This is a genomic window from Mycobacterium sp. SP-6446, from assembly GCF_001954045.1.
In the GTDB taxonomy this organism is placed as follows: domain Bacteria; phylum Actinomycetota; class Actinomycetes; order Mycobacteriales; family Mycobacteriaceae; genus Mycobacterium.
Genome location: NZ_MBEM01000232.1, coordinates 49739 through 73576, shown reverse-complemented (window position 1 = coordinate 73576; position 23838 = coordinate 49739). Strand labels below are relative to the sequence as shown.

Below are 23838 nucleotides of genomic sequence, written 5' to 3'. Positions count from 1 at the left end.
GGCCTGAAACCGCGTGCCGAGGGATCATGGCGTCATGGCCGACGACGATCTTGACCGTCTGTACTCGGTGGAGCCCGGCGCATTCACCGCACAGCGCACCGAACTGGCCGCGGCCGCCAGGCGCCGCGGTGACGAAGCCGCCGCCAAACGGATCTCCGCGGCGCGCAAACCTACGACGGCGGCGTGGATCGCCAACCGGCTGGTGCTCCAACACGACGACGTCAAACAGCGCCTGGCCGACCTGGGTGATCGCCTGCGCGCCGCGCACTCCGCAATGGATGGCGACCGTATCCGCGATTTGTCCGCCGAACAGCACCGGCTCATCGACGAACTCGCGCGTGCCGCTTTCGAAGCCGCCGAGGTGAACAAGCCGTCGGCGACGCTGCGTGACGACCTGACCGGCACACTGCAAGCCGCGATCGCCGATGCCGACGTCAGGACGCGACTCGGCCGGCTGGCCAGGGCCGAAACATGGTCGGGTTTCGGCGAATTCGGGGGCGCGGCGCCGGTCGCGAAGGAGCCGGAGCGCCACCAGGACGCCCACAGGGACAAGTTGAACGCCGCCCTCGCCGCCGCGGAGCGGGCCAAAGCCGAAGCCGAGCGCGTGCTGTCGCGCCGTCGCGCCGAGCGCGACGCGGCTCGGCAGCGTCGGGACGACGCGGCGGATAGCCTGCGCGAGGCCGAGCGCGAGATGAAGAGAGCCGACGACCGCTACGACAAAGCGCAGCAAGAAAACCGCGCCGCCGAGGATTCGCTGAAGCGGGCAATAGCGCAGCTGAAGCGCGCGTAAGCGCGCGTGCGCGGCCGGCAGGCCCGTTTCCCGACGCCGCTGCCGGGTACCAGCCCAGGCATGACTTCTTTATGGTTCGCCGAGCGAGCCGAACAATCTTGGACAGCCAGCCGGCTTGCGGACGGTCCGGCGTCCGCCGATGTCGTCGTCGTCGGGGCCGGCATCACCGGGCTGATGACAGCGGTTCTGCTGAGCCGTGCCGGCAAGGACGTGCTGGTCTTGGAGGCGCATACCGTCGGTTCCTGCGCGACCGGCAACACCACCGCCAAAATCAGCTTGTTGCAGGGGACCCAGTTGTCGAAGGTCCTACCGAGGCACGGCAAGAAGGTGACACGGGCCTACATCGACGGCAACCGGGAAGGCCAGGACTGGGTGCTCGAGTACTGCGAGTCCCACGGCATCGCGGTTCAACGCGAGGACGCCTACACCTACGCGCAGTCCGCCAAGGGCGTGCCGTCCGCGCGGCGGGAATTGGAGGCTTGCCAGGCTGTCGACCTGCCCGCGGTATGGGAGGACGACGCCGGCGTGCCATTCCCGTATCACGGCGGGGTGCGGCTGCCCCACCAGGCGCAGTTCGACCCGATGCCGTTCCTGGACATGTTGGCCACGGAGTTACTCAACCGCGGTGGACGATTGGTCGAGCACACCCGTGTCCGGCGCGTCTCCACACGCGGCGCCGGGGTGCACGTGCACGTCAACGACGCCGACCAGCAGGACGTGGAACTCGCCGCCGGGCAGCTGGTGCTTGCCACCGGGATCCCGATCTTGGATCGGGGTGGTTACTTCGCGCGGGTGAAACCGAGCCGTTCCTACTGCTTGGCCTTCAAGGTCCCTGGAAACGTCACGCGGCCGATGATGATCTCCGCCGACTCGCCGACGCGGTCGGTGCGCTACGCGCCGGTCGCGGACGGGGAGCTGCTGATCGTTGGCGGGGCGGGCCATACCGTCGGCCGGGAAAAGAGCCCGTCCGAGGCGCTGGCGGAGCTGTCGTCGTGGGCACGCAAGCATTACCCCGGTGCGGTGCAGACTCACTTTTGGTCGGCGCAGGATTACACACCCATCGACCATTTGCCGTATGTGGGCCCCATCCTTCCGAACAGCGAAAGCATCTTTGTCGCAACGGGTTTCAACAAATGGGGTATGACGAACGGGCCCGCCGCGGCATTGGCGTTGTCGAGCCGCATCCTGGGCGGGCGGATGGACTGGACCGGCGCGTTCGCCAGTTGGAGCCCCCACGAGCTGTCGGGCCTGCTGACCGCGGTGCAGGCCAACCTCGAGGTCGGTTTCAACCTGACCAAGGGCTGGATCTTCCCGGTGATTCGTACCGGCCATCGCAGCCCCGTCAACGGCGAGGGCGGGGTCGTGAGCGGACCCCCTTGGCATTTGGAGGCCAGGTGCCGGGTCGACGGCACCGAGCACACCGTCTCGCCGGTGTGCCCACACCTTGGCGGAATCGTGAACTGGAACGACGCGGACCAGGCGTGGGAGTGCCCGCTGCACGGATCACGATTCGCCCCGGACGGCACGCTGCTGGAAGGGCCCGCAACTCGCGATTTGACGGCCTAGCCCACAGGACGGGAAGGACTCAGGCTTCCTTCTGGTACACGAGCCAGCGCAACTCGATGGGCGACTCGTCTCGCTCCACGTCGAACACGTCCAAGCCGTGGGCCCATCCCTCGAACCACGCGGTGGGCGGCCAAGCGCCCTCGGGCAAGTGGGTTCTCTCGTACTCGTAGGCGAGGTCGTCGGCAATGAGCGCAAGGGGGAGCTCGCCCGCGGCCTCCGCGAGCTCGTCGCGGGTGAAGATCGTGCTGTTGCATTGCTGTCCGAATTCCCGCGCGGCGTCGTCGGGGGTGTAGCCCTGGCGCGCCGCGAAGGTGTTGAACACCAGGCGTCCTCCGAGAGCCAGGCAGTCCGCGGCGAGTTCGAACATGCCGCGCAGCTCCCGCGTCGTCCGGAAGTCGGGCACCAATTCCGACGCCACGATGAGCTGATACGCGTCGTGAACGCCCTCCACGGCCGTAAAGACATCGCTCTCGATCACACGCACGGGCAGTGAATCCCGTTCTGCCTCAGATCGAATGATCTCGGCGAACTTCGGCGCCATCTCGACCGCGTCCACTGGGTGCCCCCGCCGGGCCAGCGCCAGGGCGTTGCGCCCGGTCCCGGCGCCGATGTCAAGGACGCGGGTGGACCGGGCATCGGCGGCCTCGTCGGCCAGCGCCACCACACGCGCGTCCGCCTCGGTGCCGAACAGCGGCCCCTTACGAGTGGCGACCCAGTGGTCGTATTCGACCGCGATGGTCGACACCTCGGCTTTGACGCGATAGTTCAGCCCCGTCCCGAAGGGGGTGTCAAACGAAATGACGATGTTCGACCGCGACGAGCCCTTGAATGCCTTCTCCAGCTCGTGCTGGAGCACGGACTTGAGCTGAGCGGCTTGGTCGGCCGTGTGTTGTATGCCCAAGCTGGCAAAGAGGTTCTGGCACATCGAGACGTACTCGTCGAGCAGTCCCGGGACGGCCGGCAGCCTGATTTGACCCTCGGCCTCCGCGCGGCGATACAGCCGCCGGGCCATCGCTTCGCGCAGCACCGACGGATCGAAAGATCTCGCGCCCCGATCCTCCACCAGACTGAGCCTAGTGGCCCAGGCGGGCGGCGTCTTCGAGGAGATCGGCCGCCCTGGCGACGCTTTCGGCCGGTGTCGTCATTTGGGTGGCGACCTCACGCGCGCGGGCCACGCACTCTGGAACGAGTATCGAGCGGAGGTCGGTGACCAGAGATTCCCGGGTAGTAGCCGAAAACTGGCGCCCGACACCGATTTTCAGTTGTTCGAGGGCCGCCGCCCACATCGGCTGGTCCCACACAGCCCAAAGGATTAGCGTCGGCACTCCGGCGCGCAGGCCCGCGGCCGTGGTGCCCGAGCCGCCGTGGTGGACCACCGCGCGGCAGGCCGGAAAGATTTCCGCGTAATTGAGCGCACCAACCACCTTGACGTGGTCGAAGTGCGGAACGTGGCTGAAGTCGCTCGCACCGCTGCATATCAACGCCCGCTCGCCCAGCTGCGCGCAGGCCGCGCCGATCATGGCGGCCATGTCGGCGGGAGAGTCGATCGGCGTGCTGCCGAAGCCGAAGTAGATCGGCGGAGTTCCAGTGGCAATCCACGCCAAGACGTCGTCGTCGGCGTCCGTCGGAAGCTCCAGGGTCAGCGCGCCGACGAAGGGGCGCCGGCCGGGCTCCACCCATTGGGACGGTTGCCCGGGCAAGCAGAGCTCGTCGTAGGTCTGGATTTCCAGCAATCCGCCGTCGGCCAGCTGTGGTGCTAAAGGTCCGGGTACCTCCGGCAAGCCGAGCGCACGGCGTTGGGCGACTTCAGCATCCTTCGTTATGCCCGAATACAGCGGCCCAGATGCCAGGATCCGCGCCGGGAAGACGTGCAGTGCCGCGAGCGGAATGGCATGATACTCAGCGACATTGGCGGCAAGCATCTGATCGTTCATGTGCGCCACCAGCAGGTCGGCGCCCGTTGCCAGCGATGTCAGTGTCGCGCCTTTGTCCAACCAGACCCGGCTGACTCGCTCTACGAGTTGGGGCAACGCACTGATCAGACTCCCCACGCCGCCAATGAAATTCATGGCGCCGTCCATCTGCTCGCGCGTGTCCGGCCCGTAGGCGACCGCAATGAGTCCCGCAGACTTGGCGAAATGGACGATGTTGGGCGGGACGGCCAAGCACACCTCGTGACCGCGGCGCAGCAGCTCCCGGCCGACGGCGACGCAGGGCTCGACGTCGCCTCGTCCTCCGTACGCTGCCAGCACAAATTTCATCGCCGCAACCGTACCGCTCGGCGCACGCCGTAGGTCCCCGCCGCATACTGGTCTGCGTGGTGGAAAAGCAGATGCGGGTCGAGAGTTTGCTCCGTTACCCGGTGAAATCGATGCTGGGCGAGGTTGTGAACCGCCTCTTCGTGGACGAACGAGGCGCCGAAGGAGACCGGCGGCTGGCACTTGTCGACACGCAGACCGGGCATGTGGCCAGCGCCAAGCAGGCCCGGCTGTGGCGTGGGCTGCTCAAGTGCACCGCGAACCGAAGCGCCGGACGCGTGAACATCGGACTGCCCGACGGGACAAGCGTCGCGGCCGACGACCCTGGCGTCGATGAACTGCTTTCGCGGCTGTTGGGGCGCCCCGTCCGGCTGATCAGCCAACGGCCGGACGGCGCAACGCTCGAACGCCCGGATCCGGAGAAGCTGCTCGAGCTGGGGGTGGACGCCGAAGTCGCGGGCCGCATCTTGACGATCGGCCAGGCGACCCCAGGCGACTCGTTTACCGATGATGCCCCGCTGCACGCGATCACCACGGCGACGCTGGAGCGCATCGGCGTCGAGGCGCTGCGCTACCGCCCCAACCTGGTGATCGCGACCCCGGCGGGCTACCCGCCGTATGACGAAGACAACTGGCTCGGGCGGGAATTGACGGCCGGTGAGGTACGGCTGCGTGTCATTGCGTCCACCTCGCGGTGTGTGGTGCCGACGCTCGAGCACGGGACGCTCGCGCGAGCCCCGGAAGCGCTTCGCACGCCCGCGGCCGAAAATCGTTTGCCCGCAGGCGGTTCCGGGGCACAGCCCTGCGCGGGCGTGTATCTCGAGGTGCTCGAAGAGGGCGTCCTCGCCGTCGGCGACCCCGTCGCACTGGGCTAGGCGCGACGCGCGGCCCGCATTTACACAAATTACGCCAAAAGAATTGCCTATTCAGGTCTCCGCAAGCTGTTTCACAGATTTCACGGTTCTTCATATTTACGCCTCTTTTGGCGCTCATACTGGGACTCCGTTAACGCCCCGATGAAAGGAAGCGCGCAAATGCCCTCACCCCGCTGGCTGGCCAGACTGTCTGTCCCCATGATGGTCGGTGCTGCCCTTCTTACGAGCACTGCGATTGCGGTCGCGGATGCCACCGATGACACATTCCTCAGCAAAATGCACACTCTCGGTTTTACCTGGCCGTCCGGAGACGACTCCGACATCGTCGCGATGGGCCATCAAATATGCGCCGATCGCTCGGCAGGCAAAACTCCGGACGCGATTGCCGCGGACATCCACTCCACGCTCGGCGCGAAAGGCATCTCGTTCGCGGATGTCACCTCGATGGTGAGCGCCGCGGAATCGACTTATTGCCCGGGTTAGCCCGCAAGTTCCGGCGATCAACCCCGTGGTCGGCTTGTGCGCCGGCCACGGGGTTGCGTTTTGCTAGTTAGAATTTCGCCGCTGCAATGCCTCGGGGTTGGCGATCCTGACGGGCGTCCCGGTCAGCCAGGCCGCGACCGCTTCGACGGTGTCTGCGTAGAAGGCGCCCAGCATTTCGCGGGTGGCGTAGCCCAGGTGGGGAGTCAGCGTCACGTTCGGTAGACGACGCAATGGATGTTCCGCCGGAAGCGGTTCGATGTCATAGACGTCGAGGCCGGCCCCGGCAATGCGCTCGGCCGCGAGCGCGTCGATCAGGGCCTGCTCGTCCACGATCGGCCCCCGGGAGGTGTTGATCAAGTAGGCGTGCGGCTTCATCGTGGCCAGATCGGGCGCGCCGACCAGTCCGCGCGTGCGTTCCGAGAGAACCAGGTGGATGGAGATCACGTCGGATCGTTCGAAGAGCGTTGCCTTCTCGACGCGGCGAGCGCCGGCCGCCGCGGCCGCCTCGTCGGTGAGGTTTTGGCTCCACGCAATGACTTCCATGCCAAACACTTTCGCGTATTCAGCCATACGCTTACCGATCCTGCCCAGACCAAGAAGCCCGAGCGTCTTGCCGGATAGCGTCAGACCGGTGGTCGTCTGCCACGCGCCCTCACGCATGCGACGGTGCTCTTCGGCGAGATTGCGCACCGTCGCGATCATCAACCCCCAGGCCAATTCCGGAGTGGCATCGCGAACGGACCTGAATCGCGGATGGGCGAAATCCGAGTGCGCGACAAGGACGCGGTGTTCGGTGGCCGCGGCCATGTCCAGGTTCGGCAGGTTCCTGCCGACGATGGTGATCAGCTTCAGGTTGGGCAGCCGCTCGATGAGACTGCGCGGAAACGCCATCCGCTCGCGCATGGTGCACAACACGTCGAACGGCGACAGTGCGTCCGCGGCTTGCTCCTCGGAAAGGTGGCGGTCGAAGACGGTCACTTCGGATCGGCTCTGCACCGGCGACCAGTCGGCGAGCTCGAGGGCCACGCCCGCGTAGTCGTCGAGTATCGCCACCCGGGGTAGCCGTTCTCCCATCACACCGCCGCTTCTTCCAGAAGATCGGCGGTGGCGGCGGCGCTCTGCGCGGGCTTGGTCATCCGGGCGGCGACCTCGCGAGCGCGAGTGACGCATCGCGGAGTGAGAACGGAACGCAGGTCCTCGACCAGTGATGCGACGGTGCTGGCCGAAAAAGCCCGGCCGGCGCCCACTTCGAGCCTTTCGACCGCGGCCGCCCACATCGGCTGATCTTCGAGCGAGAACCAGAGGATCAAGGTAGGGATTCCGGCCCGCATGCCGGCCGCCGTGGTGCCCGCACCGCCATGGTGGACGACCGCGCGGCACGCCGGAAAGATGGCGCCGTGGTTCACCGCGCCCACGGCCTCCACGTTGTCGAAAGGCCGGATGCCCGAGAAGTCGCTCGCCCCAGCACAAATCAGGGCGCGCTCGCCCAATTCCGCGCAGGCCCTGCTGATTGCGGCGATGGTCTCGGCGGGGGACGGGAGCTGGACGTTATTGCCGAAGCCGAAGTAGATCGGTGGCGTTCCCGCGGCGATCCACGACAACATCTCGTCGTCGGCATCGGTGGGCAACTCCAGTGTCAGCGCACCAACAAACGATCGCCCACCCCTGGATTGCGTTGCCATTTCGGGAAAGCAGAGCTCGTCGTATGCGTGGATCTCCAGCGATTCGAAGGATCCGGTTGCCTCCGGCAGGCCCAGCGCGCGGCGTTGGCCTTCTTCGGCATCCTTGATGATGCCCCCGAGGATGCCAGCCGCGCGCGACCGTCCACCCGGGAAGAAATGCAACACGGCAAGCGGAATGCCGTGATACTCCGCGACGTTGGCGGCCAGCCCCTGGGCGGCCTTGCCCGTAAGTATCAGGTCGGCCCCGTCCGCCAGCGTCGTCAGCGCCTCACCCCAGTCGGCCCAGGCCCTGGCTACATGTTCCATCACTTCGACCATCGCGCCCAACGGGTTCCGGTTGTTCATGTCGCGGTCGAGATCCCCGACGCCGGGGCCCGGCGGGCACCCACCGAAGAACCACTTCAACGAATCCGATTGGAACGCAGCGGGTTGCGGCCCGTACGCGATGCCCGCCAGCCCCGCCGACTCGACAAAGCCAACCATGTTCGGCGGGACCGCCATGCACACGTCGTGACCTCGCCGCAGCATCTCCCGCCCGACGGCGGCGAACGGCTCGACATCCCCGCGGCTTCCATAGGCGGCGAGCACGATTTTCATCGGCGCAGCGCGGCTCGCGGCTCGGCGCGCGCGTGGCTCAGCGCCACTTGATGCCGCACCCGATCGACGGTCGCTGGTCCGGATCGACCGGCCGACCGGCGAGCACGGCGTCGACGGCGGCCCGCACGTCGGCGGCCGTCACCGGCAGGTCGTTCTTCGGTCTGGAGTCGTCGAGCTGACCGCGATAGACCAGCCGACGCTCACCGTCGAAGACGAACGTGTCCGGCGTGCACGCAGCGGAGAACGCGCGGGCGACTTCTTGGGTCTCGTCGTAGAGGTACGGGAACGTCCAACCGTGGCGGCGGGCCTCCTCGGCCATCTGGTCGGGGCCGTCCTGCGGGTAGGTGGCGACGTCGTTGCTGGAGATGCCGACCATCGCGACCCCCAGATCGGCCAGGTCGCGGCCGAGCGCGGCGAGGCCGGCGGCGACGTGCTGGACGTACGGGCAGTGGTTGCAGATGAAGGTCACGACGAGCGCGGGACCGGTGAGTTCATCGAGGCTGACCGTGGCGCCGGTGGCCGGCTCGGGCAGCGCGAACTGTGGCGCGGGGGTTCCGAGGGCGAGCATGGTGGACTCGATTGCCATGCCGCCAGGTTAACCGCCGCAAGGTGAGCGGGCCGATCAGAGCTTGGCGCCCAGCCCCGCGATCAAGTTGACGGTGACGGCCAGAACTACGGCGCCGAGCAGGTAGGACAGCATCGCATGGCGCAACACGGTCGCCCTGATGGATGTCAGCCCAATCTCCGTGTCCGACACCTGGAAGGTCATGCCGACGGTAAAAGCCACATACGCGAAGTCGCGAAAACGCGGCGGCTCGGGGTCGTGGAAGTTGATGCCCCCGGGCTCGTCGGAGTAGTAGAGCCGCGCGTAATGCACCGTGAAGAGCGTGTGCACGGCAAACCAGGACGCGGCGACGGCCAGGATGCCGAGAATGGCGGCTGCGACGGCTGGGGCACCCGCGTGCGTCCCGGCGGCCACCACGTAGCCGACCCCGGCCAGGCTCGCAACGCTTGCGGACACGACGACCACGTCTGCAATCCACCGAGTCGGATCTTCGCGTGTCACATATCTGCGGGTTTCCTCGGCATCCATGCCGCCCAGGATGAGCCGCGTCCACACGACATACACCCCGGCGGTCACGACCCAGCCGACAAGCGCGAATCGCCAGCCGACCGTGTTACCCACCGCGACGGCGACGGCGACTCCCAGCACCATGGCGATCAATATCCGAATCGCGACGGTGTCGCGCGAGGAGGTAGCTAGGGATTTCACGGTCAGCACTCGCTACGTGCGCGGCGGCGTCCCTTGATTGAGGTGGTTGGCCGCGAAGGTCGCGGCCTGGTTAGTCATCCCGGCGTCGATGTAGGAAACGTGCGCCATGATGTTGCCGCCCCCAGAGCAGATCGGGTCGTCGGGGGCGCACAAGCTGATGGTCTTGCCGGTATACACCGGGTTGATCGTGGGCAGCGGCTGGCCGCCCCACAGCATGCTGGAAAAGCCACTCGAGGGCTCGCCGAAAAGCGCGACGGCGGCGACGTGGTCAGCGACCGACGCGGGCATCGCGTTGGTGGCCAGGTCGATCACCGTGGAGCCCTGAGAGTATCCACCGAGCACAATTTTCGAGTTCGGACAGCTGGCCACCGTGTCCTGGATGTGAGCGCCGGCGTCGGCGGCGCCGGCGTTCGCGCTGTTGTGGTAGTCGTCGTTGGCGGGGTAGTTGACCGCATAAACCCCGACGGATCGCCCGCCGACCTGCGAGGTGAGCGAGTCGACGAAGGCCTGTCCGATGTTGCCGAGACCGGGCTCCTGGTGGGTGCCGCGCGCGAAAACGACGGCGACGTCGGAGCAGGGATCGGCGGCCGCGGCCGGACTGCTGAGGGGCACGCTGAGCAGCGCCCACGCCGTTGCCACCAGAACACCACCGATGCGAGCCAAGCTGCGTGCAGTCATGTCCGAATCCTGACATACGGCCCGCGACCGCGACGCGGGCGGTTCGCCCGCAATCAGTCGTGCGCAGGCGGCGCCGCGGTGGAAGTATCGCAGAAGTGGCCACCAAGAAACCGCAGACGATCTCCTACCCGGCACCCGACGCGCGGCCGCGCCGCCACGGCGAGCAGCCGCTCGACCCCCACGTCATCGTCCTGTTCGGCGCGACGGGCGACCTAGCCAAACGCAAGCTGCTGCCCGGCCTGGCCTACTTGGATCAGTCGGAGCTCGCCCCCGATATCCAAATCGTCGCGACATCGCTGGAAGACTTCAGCGACGACGAGTTCCGCGAGCTGGCGAAGACCGCGATCGACTCGTTCGGCATGCACAAGCTGACGCCGGAAGAGTGGGCCAGCTTCGCGAAAATTGTCAGGTACGTCCCGCAAAGCGCCGGGCCCGAAGCCCTCGCGGACGCGGTCGCCGACGCCGAGGCCAATCTGGGCGCAAACGTGCGCCGCCTGCATTACCTGTCGGTCCCTCCGAAAGCGGCGCGCGACGTCATCACCATGCTGCGCGACGCCAAACTCGTTGAGCGCTCCCGCGTGGTGATGGAGAAGCCGTTCGGCACCGACCTGCCGAGCGCGGTGTCGCTCAACGACTTTCTGCACGAAACATTCGAGGAAGCCCAGATTTTCCGCATCGACCACTTCTTGGGCAAGGAGGCGGCCCAGAACATCTTGGCGTTCCGCTTCGCCAACGGTCTTTTCGAGCCGATCTGGAACCGCAACTTCATCGATCACATCCAGATCGACATTCCCGAAGCCCTGGGTCTGGATCAGCGCGCCAACTTCTACGAAAGCACCGGCGCTTACAAGGACATGGTGGTGACACACCTTTTTCAGGTGATGGCATTCGTCGTGATGGAACCACCGACGGCCCTCGAGCCGTATGCCATCAGCGAAGAGAAGAACAAGGTGTTCCGATCGATGCTCCCCGTGAAGCCGTCAAATGTGGTGCGCGGCCAGTACAACGGCTACCGCCAAGAAAAAGGAGTGGCAAAGGATTCCGACACCGAGACCTTCATCGCGCTCAAGGTCGGCATCGACAATTGGCGCTGGGCCGGGGTACCGATCTATCTGCGCACCGGCAAAAAGATGGCCGAGGGCATCCGCATCATCTCGATCGCCTTCAAAGAGGCTCCCCGGAGCATGTTTCCGCCGGGATCGGGCGTGGGGACCCAAGGTCCGGACCACCTCACGTTCGATCTCGCTGACAACTCGAAGGTTTCACTGTCCTTCTACGGCAAGCGACCCGGTCCCGGGATGAAGCTCGACAAGTTGTCCATGCAGTTCTCCTCCCAGGAGATCGACACCGTCGTCGACGTGCTGGAGGCCTACGAACGCCTCATCCTCGACGCGATGCGCGGCGACCACACCCTGTTCAACACCGCCGAGGGCATCGAATCGTTGTGGGAGCGTTCGCAGGAACTGCTCGACGACCCGCCGCCGGCAAAGATGTACCAGCCCGGCACCTGGGGCCCCAACGCCATCCACCAACTGATCGCCCCCAACGCCTGGCGGCTGCCATTCGAGCGGGGATGGCGTGAGTCCAGGGGCCAGGACAACTCCGCCTAGCCGGTGAACTCGGTCGGCCCCGCCGATTCACCCAGCCACTCATGCAGTTTCGCGTAGATGGCTGTGTGATTGAGCAAATCGAAGTGGTGCAGGCCCGTCAGCGTCAGCCCATGCGCCGCGTCGAACGGAACCTGGCGGGACTTACCAACACCAGAGGCGCTGTCGGGGCGTACCAGGCGGTCGCCGAGGACAGCCCCGACGGCCCGCGGACCCGCGCTGCTCGCCACGAAGTGGTATACGGCGCCGGGCAGGAACGGCACCTCATGGCAGCGGTCCCGCAGGAACTCATCGGGGTCGCATTCGCTCCAGTCCTCGTCGAGCAATGCACCGTAACGCAGGTCCTTCGTGCCCGAGCTACGCGCGTTGAGAAATGAAGAGACGGCCCGTGTTTCGGGCAGCCGGGCCAGCACCCAGGACGCCGCGTTGACTCCTTTTTCCAGGTCGGCTCCCAAGTGCGGAGAACCCAGGCAGATGACGTGACTAACGGCGTCGGGCCAGCGCTGCGATTGCTCGACCCCGTAGTGGCAGGCGCTGCGGATTACCAGGCCGCCCATCGAATGGCCGATCAACGCGATCTCCTCGACCGGCACCGGCCACAGCGCCCGCAGCTCGTCGATCAGTGCGGCCAAGGCCTTGCCGTTGTCGGAGATGTGCAGTCCCGTGTTGTACCGCAGATAGACCGGCGTGAACCCCAGGTCACTGCGCAGCCGGGTGCCGTAGGGGAGCGCGGTCTCGCCGTCGCGCGGCTGCCGCCGCCACGACATTTCGGTCATGCACCAGCCGTGGACGAACACCGCGATCCGGCCGGTGGCTTCGGGAAACGCGGCCGCGACGGCGGCGGCATCGAGGGCAACGGGCTTCCCGCGCTGGCGGATCTGCATCGTCAGCGCGAATTCGTTGCGGCGGTTGGTCAGCTCGTCGCCGTAAATCCCATTGAGTGCGGCGACGACGCCGGCGACCGTGGGATGCGATTGGACCGTGTCGTCCTCGTCGCTGCCGCGGACTTCGGCGGCCAGTTCACCGGCCCCGTGTAACGAGGCCCGCACCCCGCGGTCGACGGCGTAGTACGTGGCCGCGGCAATCGTGTTGTGGACGATCTCCACAGGTTTCGACGCCGGCCCTATGGCGCCGAAAACGCGCTCCGCGATGCCGCTGTGCGTGTCCCGCACGAACGTGGTGAGAATGCGGGTGCCTTCGCCCGCAAGGTCTGCCAGTGATCGGATTTCCTGTCGCTGCACGAGGTGCTCCTCCCTACGTTGGCCATGGGTTCCCATTTTGGGCAAGTGTTAGTGCCCGCGGGGCCAATCGGGGCCGACCACGCGGTAGGTTGAACGCGATTCCGCACAACCGCGAAGGGAGGCACCGTGCGCCACACCGCGGCCTTGACTGAGGGCGACCGCGCGTGGATGGTCGACACACTGCTCGCGCTGCTGCAGACCCCGAGCCCGGCAGGGCGGACGGACGCGGTGATGCAGCTGATCGGCGACACTTTCGATCACTTCGGCGTCCCGTTTTCGCTGACCCGCCGCGGGGCGTTGACCGCCGAACTCGCGGGTGAGTCGCCCACGATCGACCGGGCGATGGTGGTTCATGCGGACACGATCGGGTGCATGGTGCGAAGGCTCAAGGACAACGGCCGACTCGAGGTAATTCCGGTTGGCACCTTCTCGGCCCGCTTCGCCGCGGGCGCCCGCGTCCGGATCTTCCCCGACGACCCCGACGAGTTCATCACCGGCACCGTTTTGCCCCTCAAGGCCAGCGGGCACGCCTTCGGCCATGAGATCGACTCCCAACCCACCGACTGGCAGAACGTCGAGGTTCGAGTCGACCGCAAGGTGTCGACGCGGGAGGACTTAGTCCGACTCGGCCTGCAGGTCGGTGACTTCGTCGCGTTGATCACCAGCCCCGAGCTCACCGCCGACGGCTTCATCGTGTCCCGCCACCTCGACGGGAAGGCCGGCATCGCCATCGCGCTGACGCTGGCCAAGAACTTCTCCGAGAAACGGATCATGCTGCCGCACCGCACCATGATCATGGTGACCATAACCGAGGAGGTCGGGCACGGGGCCAGCCACGGCCTGCCCGCGGACGTAGCCGAACTCATCTCGGTCGACAACGCGGTGTGCGCGCCCGGCCAGCAGTCGATCGAGGACGGCGTGACGATCCCGATGGCCGACATGCACGGCCCGTTCGACTATCACCTGACCCGAAAGCTGTGCCGGCTCGCCGAGGAGCAGGGCATACCGTACGCACGGGATGTGTTCCGCTACTACCGATCCGACGCCGCCGCGGCGATCGAGGCGGGCGCAGGCACCCGGGCCGCGCTTGTCGGCTTCGGCCTCGACGGCAGCCACGGGTGGGAACGCACCCACATGGACTCGCTGGAGGCGACGTACAGCCTGCTGCATTGCTGGTTGCAGACACCGCTGACGTTCGCCAAGTGGGACGCGAAGCCCTCCGGCAAGCTACGCGACTTCCCCTCCTCGAAGCAGCCCGCGCCGAGCGAGCAGTGGGTGCCGCTGTCCCGAGGCGAGCACGGTGAACCCGGCGAACCCTCCCCGGGTTCACCCTGGCCGCCCGCGGGGCCGCAGAGCTGACGTTGCGGGTCGCGCGCCACGTCGACGCACCGCTACCGTTGACCTATCCCGACGTTTCGACGGGAGTGAACAACGTGAGCCGTAACCATGCAGTCGCTGTCGTAGGCGTGGGTGCGATCGTGGTCGCACTAGCGGGTTCTGCGCAGCCCACGCCGGTGGGCATCCAGCTCGCCTCGATTACCATGCTGGCCGACGCGCCGAGCACGCCCGACGGCGCGCAGCCGCATCTGGCGTCCGACCCCGCGCAACTGGCCGACGACCTCGTCGCCGACGAAAACGCGCTGCGTGACCCATCGACGGGGGAGGCGGCGCTGGCGGCGGCGGCGCATCGCCAGCAGGCGGCCTATCGCGCCATCGGGCGCCACCCCGAATGGGATGCGACGACGCGGCCGCGCATCCCGTCGTCATTGCTCGACGTCTACGATCGCAACGTCGACGCCCGGCGGCAGCTCACCGCGATGACACCGGTGCGAGACACGCTTCCCGCGTGGCGCGTCGAGCCGCCGACTCCGGCCGACCAGCTGCTGGGCTTCTACCACCAGGCGGAGTCGGAAACCGGCGTCGGCTGGAACTATTTGGCCGCCATCAACTTCGTCGAGACCCGCTTCGGCAGCATCGTCGGCGCGAGTACCGCCGGCGCGCAAGGGCCGATGCAATTCCTGCCGGCGACGTTCGCGACCTACGGGGCGGGCGGCGACATCGAGTCGCCCCACGACAGCATCATGGCCGCGGGCCGCTACCTCGCCGCGAATGGCTTTGCCAACGACCGCGATCACGCCATCTATCGGTACAACCACGCGAACGAATACGTGCGCGCGGTCGATCAATACGCGACGCTGATCGCCGCTGATCCCGCGGCGTTTGCCGGCTATTACCGGTGGGATGTGTATTGCTACACGAACGCGGGCGACGTGTTGCTGCCCATCGGGTATGCCGCGACATCACCGATCCCGGTGGGGGACTACCTGGCATCCCACCCGCAGTAATCCGGCACCTATGTGCCTTGTCGTTCGATCCATTCGGAGAGCGCCGCCTGCAGCGCGCCCGCGACGTCCACACCGGCATCGTCTGCGGCCCGCTCGAACCGCTCGACCAATTCCGTTGGGAGCGAAGCGTTTAGCTTGGAGCGCGCCGGTTTCGGTTTGGGTGGCGGCGTGACCGGGACGTGTTGCGCGGCGGTCGCGTCCATGGTTTCGCGCAGCGCGGGTATCTGGTCGAGCAAGCGGGCGAGATCGTCGCGGTCGATGCGCAGCACCTCGGCCGGCCCCATCGTCGTCACGGTCGCGGAACGCAATTTCCCACGGCGCAGCGCGGATTCGCCGATCACCTCACCCGGCCCCAGGACGGCGATGCGGTCGTCGCCGACATACACGCCCGCCTCTCCGCTGAGCAGGATGTAGCACGCGTCCGACGGAGTCTGCTCACGAATCAGCGGCCATGGCACCGACCGCGAAGTGTGGTGCGCCGCGTGCACGAGACGCTCCAGATCTTTATCCGAGAACTTTTCGAAGGTGCTGAATTCGCGTAGCCGGCGTGGGTCTATTCCCGGTTCCTGCGCTTCTGACTTCATAGCGGGCTCCCGATGCGCGATGTGATCGTGCCAGGAGCCTAACGCGGGATTTGCTGGCCGACGACGAATCCGCGGCACACCTGCGTCGGCGGGCAGATATCTAAAAGTTATCTAAGAAGTTCTTACTCTTCTCTTAGTCTTTCGGTAGTGTCCCTGGCAATAGCTCTTCGACAGACCGAAGGAGCGGTATGACGCGATTCGATGTGGTGGTAGTCGGCGCGCGGTGCGCCGGATCGCCGCTCGCGGCGATGCTCGTGCGACGGGGCTTCAGCGTCTGTTTGGTTGACCGCGCCCGGTTTCCGTCGGAGACCCCGTCGACCCACATCATGCAGCCCTCCGGCACACGGGTGCTGGATCAGCTCGGCGTGCTCGAAGCGGTCATGGCCGCCGGCGCGGTACCGCTCGATCGGATGACGATGGTGATCGACGACGCCGTTCGAATCGAGGCGACCGTCGATCCCGCGATCTCTACCCACCCGAGCCTGTGCGTTCGGCGGGTGACGCTGGACGCCTTGCTCGTCGACGCCGCGGCCGCGGCGGGCGCTGATGTTCGCACGGGGCTGCGCGTCACGAACGTCATCACCGAAGACGGGCGCGTTACCGGGGTAGACACCGCCGCCGGCCCCATCGAAGGCCGGCTGGTGGTCGGCGCCGACGGCCGTCACTCGACGATCGCCTCGCTGGTCGGATCCCGCGAATATCACATCGCATCGGCGGGAAAGATGTTCGCCTGGGCCTACTTCGAGCATGTGCACGACCGGGAAGGGCACGCGCGGCTCGGCCGCCAGGGAGACCTGGCGTTCTTGGCCGGCCCTACCGACGGCGATCTCTACATGGCCGCGATCGCGATCGATATGGCAAAACAAGCCGAGTTCCATGCCAATCGAGACGCCAACTTCGCTGCCGGTCTGCGAGCCTGGCCTGAGCTCGCCGATGTGATCGGAGACGGGCGACGTGTGGGTCCGATCCGGGTGCTAACGAACTGGCACGGCTATTTCAGGGAGGCCGCCGGACCCGGATGGGTCCTCGTGGGTGACGCGGGGCACTTCAAGGATCCGGCGCCAGGGCAAGGCATCAGCGACGCATTCCGCCAGGCCGAGCGGCTAGCCGATTCCATCGAGGACGGCATGGGCAACTCGAGTCCCGACGATGCCATACAGCGTTGGTGGCGCTGGCGCGACGCGGATGCTTACGAGATGCATTGGTTTGCACGAGATTTCGGCCGGCCCGGCGCTTCGACGCCGTTCAACACGCGCTTGATGAAGGATCTCGGAGCCGATCCCATTGCCACCCAAAGGCTTTTCGGTGTGCTGAACCATGACGTCCGCCCGTCGCAGCTGTTCACGCCGAGCATGATTGCGCGGGCTGCGGCGCGTTCGCTGCGGGATAGGCCGGATCGGCTTATCGCAACGGCCAAGGAGATCGCCAGGGCGGGAAGGGACAACGCCCGCCGCACCCGGCAGAGGCGGACCGCTGCACCGGGGCAAAGATAGCCTGGCTAGCCCGCGACGGATTGCTCGAGAGACGCCAGCGAATCGGCAAGGTAGTCCTCACCGAAGATGGGCATCTCGCCGACCCGCTCGCGGAACTCCTGGGGCGTGCCGCTCCAGTCGTAGGTCAGCGTGACGTCGGTGCCGTCCCCGTTCGGCGCGAGGTCGTAGCGCCAGAACCAGCCGCCGGGATTGTGGTTGCCGGCGTCGTCGAGCACGCCCGGCATCCACCCGATGGCGCGATCCTGGTCGAAGACATTGACCAGGTTGTAGGTGACGTAGTCGCCGCCGGCTCGGATCAAGTACATGTTCATCGCGAACATCTGGCCCGCACCGGTGATCGGGGTGGTGTCCAAGGCGTCGCGGACCCAATCGGTGGGCTCGGTGGCGGCGTGCCGGGACGGATCGGCGAGGACGGCGAAAATCGCTGCCGGGCTCGCGCCAATCGTGCGGGTGACGACGTAGCGTTCGGTGGTGATGGTCATGCGTTGTCCCTACTTGTCACTGGGTCCGTAGGCGCGGGCGATATCGGGGGAGTCGAGCCAACCCGAGTATGTGGGACGCGACGGCCACCCTTCGGGCGAATCGAGCCATTCCTCCTGACGGCCCCACGGAAGTATGTCGATCAGCGCGAAGCTATGGCTGAGTTGCTCAGTGCCCCGCCCGTTGGTATGCCACGTGCGATACACGGTGTCACCGTCGCGCAGGAACACGTTGACCGCGAAGCCGCCGCCAGGCGGCGCGTCCATGTCGGCACCGAACGAACTCTCCGACGACGAGTACCACTCCATCCGGTTGCCGACTTTCCGCTTGTAGGCGAGCGCCTCGTCGATCGGCCCGTTGGTGACGATGACGAAACGGGCGTCGTAGCTGTCGAGGAACTCCAGGCGGGTGAACTGCGACGTGAAGCCCGTGCACCCGCCGCACTGCCACTCCGCGCCGTCCGTCCACATGTGGTGGTAGGTGATGAGCTGCGAGCGGCCAGCGAATACATCGACCAGCCGGATCGGGCCGTCGGCGCCGATCAGCGTGTAGTCGGGCAACTCGACCATCGGCAGACGGCGCCGCTGGGCGGCGATCGCGTCCAGCTCGCGGGTGGCGGCCTTCTCGCGCTTGCGCAGTTCGTCGAGGGCGGCGCGCCACGTCTGGTGATCAACGATTGGCGGTAGGGCGTTAGGCATGGCTTCAACCTTTGCTGTCGATCTGTCGGTCTCAAAGGTATGACCGGCGGCGGCCCAGGAATTCATCGGTGGATCGTCGGTCGTGTTGTCACATGTGGGTGCGCTACTACGTCTAGCGAATGAAAGAGAACAAGCAACGTGGACGAGGGGGCGTGATGAATCGGTTGAGCAGCCTGGCGCGCATATACCTGGTCGCGGTGACGGCTCTGGTCGGGGCGATCACCGTCGGGATCGGGATCTGGTGCCTCGTCGGTCCGACGTCATTCGCAAATGCCGTCGGCTTCGATGTGCACCGGCACTTCCTGCACGACCTCGGCGCGTTCCAGATAGGCCTGGGGGTAGGGCTCCTGCTTGCGCTGATCTGGGCGGACGCCCTGGCCACCACGCTGGCGGGATTTCTTGTGGCCAACACCCTGCACACCGTGAACCACGTGATGGACCTCGAGCTGGGCGGTTCAGCGGCGCAGGCGTGGGGGCTCGGCGTGGTATCGGTGTTGCTGGTGGCGGCATTCGCGCTGCGGTTGGGTCAGCTCGGCTACGTTCTGGGTGCCGTTGGCACCGCCACCACTCCGGCGTTGGCGCGATTCGTGCGGCAGAAGACGATCCGGCTCATCACGTTTCGCAAGGACGGCACGCCCGGCTCGAGCCCGGTCAGCATCGTGGTCGACGGCGACCGCGCCTACTTCCGCAGCTTCGAGAGGGCGATCAAAGTTCGCCGGATTCGGCGCAACCCGAGCGTCGAGTTCGGCCCGGCGACAGCATCGGGCAAGCCGACGGGATCCGTGCAACCCGGCACTGTCCGCATCCTAGAAGGTGCTGAGTACCGCAACGTGGGACACCTGCTGCGGCAGAAATACCCCGTCCTGCATGGCGTGGTGGTGCCGCTGACGCACCGTCTCATGCGGTCCAAGTTCGGTCGCACGGTTCACGTCGAGCTCACCCCGTCGGCGCAGTAATTTGGCAGTCGTTGGCAGCGCCGTGTGTCGAAGTGGCAGGGCACTGACACGCATGTTGACGGAGTGAACAAAAACTCGGATCCGGAAGAGTTCGTCGCCAGATTTGCCGACTTCTGGAGCAACCCCTCACCACAACGCCTGCCGGAACTCCTTCACGCGGATGTTGTGTTGCTGCAGCCTCTCGCGGCTCCCATGGTCGGGATCCACGCTGCGCAAGCGGACTTCCAACGCATCTGGTGCTGCCTTCCTGACCTGCGCGCGCACGTTGACCGCTGGTGCGGAGAGGGCGACCTCTTGTTCATCGAGTTCCGGCTGCACGCCCGCATCGCGAGCTCCGTCATCGAGTGGTCCAACGTGAACCGACTGCTGCTGCGCGATGGCAGGGCGATCGAGCGCGTCACCTACTTCGACCCTCTCGCGATCCTGCCCGCGCTTCTTCGGCATCCCTCCATATGGTGGCGATGGTGGCGCTGCAGAGCCGCGAGGACAACACCGATAGGCGTGTCGTAGCTGCGCTACTCGTTCATACCTGACGCCCAGCCCGGGCGGCGATATCCGATATCGCGTCGATGACCGCGTCTGGCTGGTCAAGTGAGACAAAGGTTTTCGCGTCTGCGACCTCGATCAGCTTCGCGTCGCTGAACTGCTTGGCCAGGCGCCGGCCCAAGCCCGGGGTGAAGCAGCGATCCCGCTGTCCCCACACGAGCGTGACGGGCTTGGTGAACCGGGGGAGCCGGGTGGCCACGTCGGTGAGATCGGTGACCGCGACCTGACGCAGGAGCGCCGCCAGGTCGCGGCAGATGCGTGCGTCCTTGAGGCAGGGCTGCAGCCACGCGGCGGTGACGTCCGGATCGGGATGGTTGATCAGCAGGCCGAAGCCGAGTGGCGAGTTGCGCAGTGCCCGCACCCGCATCTGTCCGAAGAGCGCCTTGATCGAGATGGGGCCGCGAAGCAACGCGAACACGAGGTCGAACGGGAAGGGCGGGCACTTGTCGAAGGCGTCGCAGTTGGTTAGCACCAGCCGTCCGATCCGGTCCGGATGAGCGTCGACAAGCAGTTGGCATATCCCGCCACCGGTGTCGCTGCCGACGAGGGTCACATCGGAGAGGTCGAGGGCCACGATCGCGTCGTTGATCATCTCCGCAACACCGCGCAGCGAGAGCGCCGAGGCATCACTGACCGGGATGGTGTGCGAGCCGAGCGGCAACGTCGGCACGATGCAACGGAAACCACGGCGCGCCAGGCCTTCAGCGACCTCGCGCCACAGTCGACCGTCGACCAGGATGCCGTGCACGAACAACACGGGCGCGTGCGCAGAATCCTGCGGTCCGAATTCCTGATATTCGATCGTGCCCTGCCGGAGTGCCAGCTCTGCCATGTCGGTTGTTCCTCCTCGCGCCTCGGTGCCGACCCACCACAATCGAAGCCCGAGAGCGGCTGCCGGGGCCACCCCGCGAACTGCCAAATACTGCCAATCTCCCGGAGGCAGGGAGCGAAGCGCCCGATTAGGGCTCCAAATTCAGCAACGCCGCGCCGGTTGCCGGATCCAGGGGTGCCGACGCGTGGTCGTGTGCGACGAGCCAGCGGTTGTTGATCTTCCGGAAGCACATCGTGGCTCGAACCCAGAAGCCGGCGGTCGTGTTTCCACCCTTCAGGGTGCCGCTGAGCCGATTGAGGCTGTGCGCGAATGCGACGTCGCCGCGCACGGTGATCGTCAGGTCGCGAATCTCGTACTCCGGCTGCTCGTAGGCCGCGAATACGCGCTCCCAGTTCTTCCGTTTCGCTTCCGTCCCCACGTGTTGCAGGGGCGGCTCGATGTCGAACGACACAACATCTGTCGTGTAAGCCGACATCACAGCCTCGAGATCCCGGGCGCGGATCGCGCCGGCGAGCGCGTCGATCCGGTGTCGAATGTCGGCTTCGTCAGCCGAATGTTCGGTAGGCGTGGTCACAGAATTCACGGTAGCCGGGGCAAACCGGTGCTTGACCTGTCCGGCTGGGCCGGGTTCGATAATGCATACGGCTAGGGGGAGGCCCGCAATGAGGACATCCATTCGCCATCTGGTTTCCGTCGCCATGGTTGCGTGGGCAACGATGGCCACCGTAACGATCGCAACTCCGGCGGTGAGCTGGGCCGACTGCGGTAACGGCGATGTGTGGGACCCGAAGGCCGAGGTGTGCCGGCCCGCAGGAGGGCCGATACCTCAGCAATGTGACCCAGGCCAGTGGTGGGACCCGACGGGCGACGTATGCCGGCCACTGGGTGTCGGGCCACAGCCCTTGGCATGCGACCCGGGCCAATGGTGGGACCCCACGGCGAACGTGTGCCGGCCGCTCGGGGTGGGACCGCAACCGTTGGCGTGTGACAACGGCTGGTGGTGGGATCCGACCGCCAACATCTGCCGTCCACCAGTGGTACCTCCCGCCGGCTAGGGCCGCGTGCCTTCCAACAATCCTTTAGTAGCCGCTAGCGTTCCTTCGGCGGCGCGAGTATGCTCCTTTCGCATAGTGAACGGATACGTCTACAATTGAGCAGGCACGGCCGCATGTACAGCGCACCATCGCCTTTTGACGAGCCAACTGCACCTATCGATACGCAAACCCTGCGCTTGTGGTGGGCGCGGCAGCATCGTGAAACGTACGTCATCGAGCGGCGCAAGCCCTGGCGCGCGCCCATCCGCGCAACCTCGAACCGCTGACGACCTCACCGCCCTCAAGAGTTGCCGGTGAGCAGGTTTTAGCAAGCAGATCACCACGGGCAGCGTTGCCGCAACAACACCTGCCTACTCTGGCGGGATCCGATCGGGGAGGCCGCGTCTATGCCTTGGTACTGCTGGGCGACCGTCGTCATCATGCTCATTGCCCTTACCGCGCGACATCTGGCACCTCATGAAGGGGAATACCGCCGGCCGGCAGGAGAGGGCGAATCACCCGCCGTCTCGGCAAACCCTTTCGCGCGCAATGGGATCAACGACGAGACCTACCGGCAGCGCTTTATGTGACCGTTCCAGACCGACCAACTTCTTGCTTTCACCGCAATCCATCTCGGCTGACTAGCACGCCGTCCGCCACAGTTTTGGCCTATGCACAAAATAGACAAAAAGGCTAAAATAGCTCGTATGCCGACAACCACCAAGGCGGGCGCCGCGTCCACCGTCTCGTTCCGCAATCGCGACGGCAAGCTGGTCGACGTGCCCAGGGTGACCGCCAGCCGCCTCAAGAACGAGTTTGGCACGGTCTTTGAGGAGGCCGCACTCAACGGTGCAGTGGTGATCACCAAGCACGACACTCCTCGGGCGGTGCTGCTGTCGTATCCCGAATTCGAGGCACTCACCGCGCCGGTCACACCTGCCCTCGACGACCTCAGCGAGCGCTTCGACACGATGCTGGCCACCATGCAGACCCCGAAAGCCAAAGCCGGGGTCGCCGCGGCCTTCGACGCCACGCCGGAGGAATTGGGCGCCGCCGCGGTGAAGGCGGCGCGCGCGGCCCAGCGACGGTGATCCAAAGCGGGCCATGGTTCGCAAACCAACGACGCCGCCGCAGATACACGTGTTGGCCGGCGTCAACGGCGCCGGCAAGAGCAGCATCATCGGCGCGACGATCCGCGACAAGGGCGGTGAGTACTACAACCCCGACGAGGCCGCACGCGAGATCATGGCGGCCAACCCCGGATTAGGCCAGACCGAGGCGAACGCGGCGGCCTGGGACCAAGGCCGAAAGCTGCTGGAGCCGGCGATTGACAAGGGCCTCGATTTCACGTTCGAGACGACACTCGGCGGCAACACCATGCCGCGGCTGCTGGCCGATGCCGCCAAGCGTGGCATTGAAATCCACGTGTTCTACGTCGGGCTCGACACCGACGACGCCCACATCGCGCGAGTCCGGCAACGGGTCCGCGGCGGTGGGCATGACATTCCCGAAGCCGACATCCGACGCCGCTGCCGGCACAGCCTGATCAATCTCGTGACATTGCTGCCTGTGCTGACCGAGCTACGGGTGTACGACAACTCCGCGACCGCCGACCCGGCGAAGGGGCAGACACCCCGGCCGGTCTTGGTGCTGCACATGCAGCGCGGCCGGATCGTCGGGCCGCCTGACTTGACCTCGACGCCGGAGTGGGCCAAGCCCGTCGTCGCGGCGGCGCTGGAGCTCGTTAACGGGACGGACGCCCGCCGGGATAGCTGAGCCGCAGCCTCCGAACCGCGTTTGCGAGGGTTTCCCCAAACTGC

26 protein-coding genes are annotated in these 23838 nt (G+C 66.3%); 13 read left to right on the top strand and 13 right to left on the bottom strand.

Features of this window, described 5'->3' with window-relative positions:
- Nucleotides 1–34 precede the first annotated feature (34 nt).
- Together A5736_RS20850 and A5736_RS20845 are read left to right on the top strand one after the other, a co-directional pair.
- Nucleotides 35–790 carry a hypothetical protein gene (locus A5736_RS20850; protein ID WP_076248318.1) on the top strand — a complete coding sequence of 252 codons (756 nt, stop codon included), beginning with the start codon at nt 35–37 and terminating at the stop codon, nt 788–790.
- Nucleotides 791–850: 60 nt separating this feature from the next.
- Entirely contained in the window at nt 851–2356 is a 1506-nt protein-coding gene (locus tag A5736_RS20845) for an FAD-dependent oxidoreductase (protein ID WP_076248317.1), read from the top strand.
- 19 nt (nt 2357–2375) lie between these two features.
- Here A5736_RS20845 and A5736_RS20840 read toward each other — a convergent pair whose 3' ends face one another.
- Together A5736_RS20840 and A5736_RS20835 are read right to left on the bottom strand one after the other, a co-directional pair.
- On the bottom strand, nt 2376–3419 hold the full coding sequence (locus tag A5736_RS20840) for a bifunctional 2-polyprenyl-6-hydroxyphenol methylase/3-demethylubiquinol 3-O-methyltransferase UbiG (RefSeq protein WP_254848422.1): 1044 nt from the start codon (nt 3417–3419) through the stop codon (nt 2376–2378).
- 10 nt (nt 3420–3429) lie between these two features.
- Nucleotides 3430–4617, bottom strand: coding sequence for a glycosyltransferase (locus A5736_RS20835; RefSeq protein WP_076248315.1), 1188 nt, complete (start codon nt 4615–4617; stop codon nt 3430–3432).
- A 71-nt stretch (nt 4618–4688) separates the two neighbouring features.
- Between A5736_RS20835 and A5736_RS20830 the strand changes: the two genes are divergently transcribed.
- Both A5736_RS20830 and A5736_RS20825 read left to right on the top strand, forming a co-directional pair.
- Nucleotides 4689–5489, top strand: coding sequence for an MOSC domain-containing protein (locus tag A5736_RS20830; protein ID WP_076248357.1), 801 nt, complete (start codon nt 4689–4691; stop codon nt 5487–5489).
- 159 nt (nt 5490–5648) lie between these two features.
- On the top strand, nt 5649–5972 hold the full coding sequence (locus A5736_RS20825; RefSeq protein WP_076058678.1) for a DUF732 domain-containing protein: 324 nt from the start codon (nt 5649–5651) through the stop codon (nt 5970–5972).
- Nucleotides 5973–6035: 63 nt separating this feature from the next.
- Here A5736_RS20825 and A5736_RS20820 read toward each other — a convergent pair whose 3' ends face one another.
- The 5 genes from A5736_RS20820 to A5736_RS20800 all read right to left on the bottom strand — a co-directional run bounded on the left by A5736_RS20820 (nt 6036) and on the right by A5736_RS20800 (nt 10202).
- Nucleotides 6036–7046, bottom strand: a complete 1011-nt coding sequence (locus tag A5736_RS20820; RefSeq protein WP_076248313.1) for a D-2-hydroxyacid dehydrogenase family protein — start codon at nt 7044–7046, stop codon at nt 6036–6038.
- Entirely contained in the window at nt 7046–8251 is a 1206-nt protein-coding gene (locus A5736_RS20815; RefSeq protein ID WP_076248311.1) for a glycosyltransferase, read from the bottom strand. Before A5736_RS20815 ends, A5736_RS20820 begins: the two co-directional genes overlap by 1 nt.
- Before the next feature lie 37 nt (nt 8252–8288).
- A complete protein-coding gene (locus A5736_RS20810; RefSeq protein WP_076128176.1) occupies nt 8289–8837 on the bottom strand; it encodes a thioredoxin family protein in 549 nt (182 codons plus the stop codon).
- Nucleotides 8838–8873: 36 nt separating this feature from the next.
- Entirely contained in the window at nt 8874–9467 is a 594-nt protein-coding gene (locus tag A5736_RS20805; RefSeq protein WP_175611351.1) for a DUF1345 domain-containing protein, read from the bottom strand.
- 69 nt (nt 9468–9536) lie between these two features.
- Nucleotides 9537–10202, bottom strand: coding sequence for a cutinase family protein (locus tag A5736_RS20800; RefSeq protein WP_076128174.1), 666 nt, complete (start codon nt 10200–10202; stop codon nt 9537–9539).
- A gap of 95 nt (nt 10203–10297) precedes the next feature.
- Here A5736_RS20800 and zwf point away from each other — a divergent pair, with 95 nt between their 5' ends.
- Nucleotides 10298–11812, top strand: coding sequence for a glucose-6-phosphate dehydrogenase (gene zwf, locus A5736_RS20795; RefSeq protein WP_076128172.1), 1515 nt, complete (start codon nt 10298–10300; stop codon nt 11810–11812).
- Here the strand turns inward: zwf and A5736_RS20790 are convergent.
- Nucleotides 11809–13050, bottom strand: coding sequence for a triacylglycerol lipase (locus A5736_RS20790; protein WP_076248309.1), 1242 nt, complete (start codon nt 13048–13050; stop codon nt 11809–11811). The genes zwf and A5736_RS20790 overlap by 4 nt on opposite strands.
- A 126-nt stretch (nt 13051–13176) precedes the next feature.
- Here A5736_RS20790 and A5736_RS20785 point away from each other — a divergent pair, with 126 nt between their 5' ends.
- Both A5736_RS20785 and A5736_RS20780 read left to right on the top strand, forming a co-directional pair.
- Complete coding sequence (locus A5736_RS20785) at nt 13177–14409, top strand: osmoprotectant NAGGN system M42 family peptidase (protein ID WP_139333475.1); 1233 nt, start codon at nt 13177–13179, stop codon at nt 14407–14409.
- Nucleotides 14410–14591: 182 nt separating this feature from the next.
- Nucleotides 14592–15395, top strand: coding sequence for a lytic transglycosylase domain-containing protein (locus tag A5736_RS20780; protein ID WP_254848426.1), 804 nt, complete (start codon nt 14592–14594; stop codon nt 15393–15395).
- Between the two features lie 8 nt (nt 15396–15403).
- Here the strand turns inward: A5736_RS20780 and A5736_RS20775 are convergent, their stop codons facing one another.
- Nucleotides 15404–15979 (bottom strand): cyclic nucleotide-binding domain-containing protein, encoded by a 576-nt coding sequence (locus A5736_RS20775; RefSeq protein ID WP_076248308.1) that lies wholly within the window; start codon nt 15977–15979, stop codon nt 15404–15406.
- 188 nt (nt 15980–16167) lie between these two features.
- On the opposite strand from A5736_RS20775, the gene A5736_RS20770 reads away from it, so the two are divergent.
- Nucleotides 16168–17472 carry an NAD(P)/FAD-dependent oxidoreductase gene (locus tag A5736_RS20770; protein ID WP_076248306.1) on the top strand — a complete coding sequence of 435 codons (1305 nt, stop codon included), beginning with the start codon at nt 16168–16170 and terminating at the stop codon, nt 17470–17472.
- A gap of 5 nt (nt 17473–17477) precedes the next feature.
- Here A5736_RS20770 and A5736_RS20765 read toward each other — a convergent pair whose 3' ends face one another.
- Entirely contained in the window at nt 17478–17954 is a 477-nt protein-coding gene (locus A5736_RS20765; protein WP_076248304.1) for an SRPBCC family protein, read from the bottom strand.
- Between the two features lie 9 nt (nt 17955–17963).
- Nucleotides 17964–18650, bottom strand: a complete 687-nt coding sequence (locus A5736_RS20760) for a DUF899 family protein (protein WP_076248302.1) — start codon at nt 18648–18650, stop codon at nt 17964–17966.
- A 152-nt stretch (nt 18651–18802) separates the two neighbouring features.
- Between A5736_RS20760 and A5736_RS20755 the strand changes: the two genes are divergently transcribed.
- Together A5736_RS20755 and A5736_RS20750 are read left to right on the top strand one after the other, a co-directional pair.
- Nucleotides 18803–19606: a PPOX class F420-dependent oxidoreductase gene (locus A5736_RS20755; protein WP_076128162.1), complete on the top strand. Its 804-nt coding sequence runs from the start codon at nt 18803–18805 to the stop codon at nt 19604–19606.
- Between the two features lie 24 nt (nt 19607–19630).
- Nucleotides 19631–20116: a nuclear transport factor 2 family protein gene (locus A5736_RS20750; RefSeq protein WP_371328399.1), complete on the top strand. Its 486-nt coding sequence runs from the start codon at nt 19631–19633 to the stop codon at nt 20114–20116.
- Between the two features lie 13 nt (nt 20117–20129).
- On the opposite strand, the gene A5736_RS20745 is transcribed toward A5736_RS20750, so the two are convergent.
- Together A5736_RS20745 and A5736_RS20740 are read right to left on the bottom strand one after the other, a co-directional pair.
- Entirely contained in the window at nt 20130–20984 is an 855-nt protein-coding gene (locus A5736_RS20745) for an alpha/beta fold hydrolase (RefSeq protein WP_076248300.1), read from the bottom strand.
- 127 nt (nt 20985–21111) lie between these two features.
- A complete protein-coding gene (locus A5736_RS20740; RefSeq protein ID WP_076248299.1) occupies nt 21112–21558 on the bottom strand; it encodes a nuclear transport factor 2 family protein in 447 nt (148 codons plus the stop codon).
- A gap of 223 nt (nt 21559–21781) precedes the next feature.
- Here A5736_RS20740 and A5736_RS27295 point away from each other — a divergent pair, with 223 nt between their 5' ends.
- The 3 genes from A5736_RS27295 (at nt 21782) to A5736_RS20725 (ending at nt 23794) form a co-directional block, all read left to right on the top strand.
- Nucleotides 21782–22039 (top strand): hypothetical protein, encoded by a 258-nt coding sequence (locus tag A5736_RS27295; RefSeq protein WP_369805162.1) that lies wholly within the window; start codon nt 21782–21784, stop codon nt 22037–22039.
- Between the two features lie 686 nt (nt 22040–22725).
- Nucleotides 22726–23109, top strand: a complete 384-nt coding sequence (locus tag A5736_RS20730) for a type II toxin-antitoxin system Phd/YefM family antitoxin (protein ID WP_076128156.1) — start codon at nt 22726–22728, stop codon at nt 23107–23109.
- A gap of 13 nt (nt 23110–23122) precedes the next feature.
- Nucleotides 23123–23794, top strand: a complete 672-nt coding sequence (locus A5736_RS20725) for a zeta toxin family protein (protein ID WP_076248295.1) — start codon at nt 23123–23125, stop codon at nt 23792–23794.
- Nucleotides 23795–23838 lie beyond the last annotated feature (44 nt).